The organism is Caulobacter sp. CCH9-E1, from assembly GCF_001556515.1.
Lineage (GTDB): Bacteria > Pseudomonadota > Alphaproteobacteria > Caulobacterales > Caulobacteraceae > Caulobacter.
Map to the genome: position 1 here is coordinate 1 of NZ_LSJA01000216.1, position 3,235 is coordinate 3,235.

General features: G+C 63.2%; 2 protein-coding genes. Both read left to right on the forward strand.

Annotated elements, in window-relative coordinates; genetic code table 11:
• Positions 1–541: 541 nt before the first annotated feature.
• Positions 542–826, forward strand: coding sequence for a hypothetical protein (locus AX690_RS12605; protein ID WP_156449652.1), 285 nt, complete (start codon positions 542–544; stop codon positions 824–826).
• Positions 827–885: 59 nt separating this feature from the next.
• Positions 886–3,235: type IV secretion system DNA-binding domain-containing protein (locus AX690_RS12610; RefSeq protein ID WP_066730398.1), on the forward strand; the 2,350-nt coding region annotated here is incomplete at its 3' end.

The window sequence follows — 3,235 nt, forward strand, 5'->3', positions numbered from 1 at the left end:
AGCGGAGGCCTTCGCCATGCCGTCGACCAGCGACGGCGCGAAGGATCTCCGACTGACCGTTCGTGGAGCGTCTTGATCGTCGCTTATCCCGCCAAACTCGCATCGCACTGTGAGTTACCCGTTCAGTCTCTTATCCAGCATCGAACGACAAAACCGGGACGCCGCAGAAGCTGAACGAGCGACCTGTGGTCGCTTGAGCAGGATCGAAAAACCCAGCAAGTCCGATAACCCAACACACCCTTCAGAGATGTCCGGAATGAGGGATACAGAGAGGGCACGTAATGCACACCTGCGGTTTTTCTAGGTTGTTGAAAATATTACAATTTCGCGTCTACCTGTGCGTAGTTGTTCAACTACGCGTTATCGTCTTGTCTCGGTATTACAATGTGTTAGACCGTAGTTGTGCAACTACGCAAAGTCGATCTTTGAGGGGGAAGCTGTGACCAAGAGGCCGCGCTCTAATCGGAGCCCGATTGCAATCAGATTGAGCGAAACGGCGCTGGATCGTGCGCGCAGAAAGGCCGCCGATCTGGGGATGAGCATGCCCCAGTACATCGAAACGCTCATCATGGAACAGGCACCGCCAGCCCTAGATTACCACGCCCAGCATGCAGCGTTTCAGTCGCTCGTCGCCACCGCACTTTCGCTGGCCATTGCGAGGAGAGCACTGACGCCGGCGGAGTTCCAGGCGGCGCAGCAGCACGCCTATCAAGCGGCAGGCATGCTGTTTGGCGAACCGCCCGGCAGGCCCGAATCCCTGGGCGCTCCATCACCGAATGCTGACCCCCGGCTAACAGCCCTTTTCGAGGCCTTCGCAGGCAGGTAGAACAATCGGGTCTGTCTTCGCCGAGCCTTCCAACTGTCTGGTTGAAAGGTTGAAGCGACATGGCCCGAATTCACCGCGGTAAGGGCGAGGCTTGGCTTCGCGGCGGTCAGACGTTCTCCCACAATATCGACATGGTCATGGAGGTTCTCGGGAAGCTCGTGATCCTCAGTCTGGTGTGGGGGATGGTCTGCTTCTGGATGGGCAACCGCTCATCCTCGGAGCTGGAGCAGGAGTACGGGATCCAGGCCGCCCAGGCGGCGCTCTTCGAGAAGTTCGGACACCCGCTTCCTGAGAAGATCGCGATCAAGGGTCTCGACGGTATCGAGCGCACCTACACAAACGCGCAGATCGCCGAGCTTGAGTGGCTGCAGCCGATCGCCAAGCGCTACTATCATAACCTTCGCAAGGCGCTCCTCATGTGGGGCCTTGGCGTCTTCGCCATCTTCACCCTGGCCACGGCCTGGTTCATTCACTCGGGCGAAGAGAAGCTTCGGGCGCGCCAGATCCGGGGCCAGAAGGTGGTCGGCATCGCCGACCTCCTGCGCCAGATCTACGAGTTCAATGAGAAGAAGAAGGCGGCCGAGAAGGACCCCACCTACCAGCCCGCCAAGATCGTCGGCGTGCCGTTCCCGTACCGGACCGAGAGCGAGCACCTCTTCGCTGTCGGGGCGCCAGGCGCCGGCAAGTCGCAGGCCATCCACACGCTCCTGGAGTCGATCCGCGCGCGAGGCGATCGGGCCATCGTCTATGACCCGGAGCTGGACTACATCCGCGCCCACTACCGGCCAGAGACCGACCTGATCCTCAATCCCTACGACGCGCGGTCGGTGGGATGGTCGCCGTTCAACGACGCGACCGACAAGACCGAGCTCGACAAGCTGGCGGCCTGTCTCTGGAAGGACCCCAAGTCCGGCGATCCCTACTGGTCAGAGGCCTCGCGCCAGACCTTTGTGTGGGCCACCTACCAGTTCAAGCGTCTCTTCCCCGAGGCGACCTTGCAGGACCTCCTGCAGATGTTCTTCGGGCCGCATGAGCTTCTGGAGTGGCTCGTGCGCGGTACGCCGGCGGCCTCGCATCTGGCCGGTGGCGGCAATCGCGTCACCTCGATCAAGAGCGTGATGACCACGGGCCTCAACAGCCTCACGCACCTGTCGGCGGACTATTCGACCTTCTCGATCCGAGAATGGGTCAACAGCCGGGACGGGGAGGGCGGTATCCTCTTCCTGTCGGCGCCGGAGACCCACATCGAGAGCTTGCGGCCGCTGCTCTCGTTCTGGACGGAACTGGTGGTCGGCGCCTTGCTCAGCCGCCCGGAGGACAACCGGCCGCAGACCTGGATCGTCCTGGACGAGTTCTCGTCGCTGGGTCGGATCGACGGGCTGGCCACCGGACCGGTGCGGCTTCGCAAGTACAACGGCTCGATGGTTCTGGGCCTGCAGCAGTTCAGCCAGCTGCAAGAGATCTACGGCCACGAGACCGCCACCACGATCATCGGCCAGTGCGCGACCAAGCTGATCCTGCGTTGTCAGGATCCGGAGACCGCCAAGTTCATGAGCGACCAGCTTGGCCGCGCCCAGGTGCGGCGCGTGGATGAGAGCATCTCGTTCGGCGCCAACTCCCAGCGTGACGGGGTCAACCTCAACGCCCGGGAGGAGATCGAACCGGTCGCCCTGCCCGAAGACCTCATGAACCAGCCCAAGATGCACGGGTTCATCAAGGTCTCGTCGGCGCGCGATGGCGAAGCCTTCCCGGCCGCCACGTTAAAGTTCTCGTTCAAGAGCCGGCCCAAGGTCGCCGACGGCATCGTCCCGCCCGAGGGGCCGACGCCTACCGAGATCTTCCTGGCCGAGCTGGAGAAGACCAACGCGCTGATCGCCGAAGCCGAGGCCATGCGGCAAAAGGGAGCCGAGCCGCCGGCGGTCGAGGCCACGGCCGCATCCACCGACGCGCCGATGGCTATTGATCCCAAAAGCGGCATGCCCATCGAGTCTGCCACGACATCCGTTGTCGCCGCCAATGATCCCGAACTCCCGGATGAAGCTGGCGCCGAGGCCGCTGCGGACGCGTCTGACGGTGACCCTGCCATCATCACGCCAGACGAGGCCAATGCGCCAGGAAACGCCGCGCCCGTCGAGCCTATCTCGACGGGCGACGTGGTGTTGCCCGAGCTTGCTGCGGCCGGGAACCTGGACCGAACGAGCCGTCTGGCGGTCGACGCCTATCGCTCGCGCCTGGATCTCGACGCCAAGCAGTCGGCGTTCATGCAGCTCTATGACCGCGTGCGCCGCGACATGGAACAGGGCGTGCCGCTCAATGGCCTTGCGGTTTGGAAGGGCAAGGAACGCGGCCCGGCTCGCGACGCTGGACGGCCGCCGCCGACGGGACCATGGCTCGGCCAGAATCCAGACG

Coding starts and splice junctions, on each gene's coding strand:
- AX690_RS12605 (WP_156449652.1), top strand. CDS start 542: ATGCCCCAGTACATCGAAACGCTCATCATGGAACAGGCACCGCCAGCC.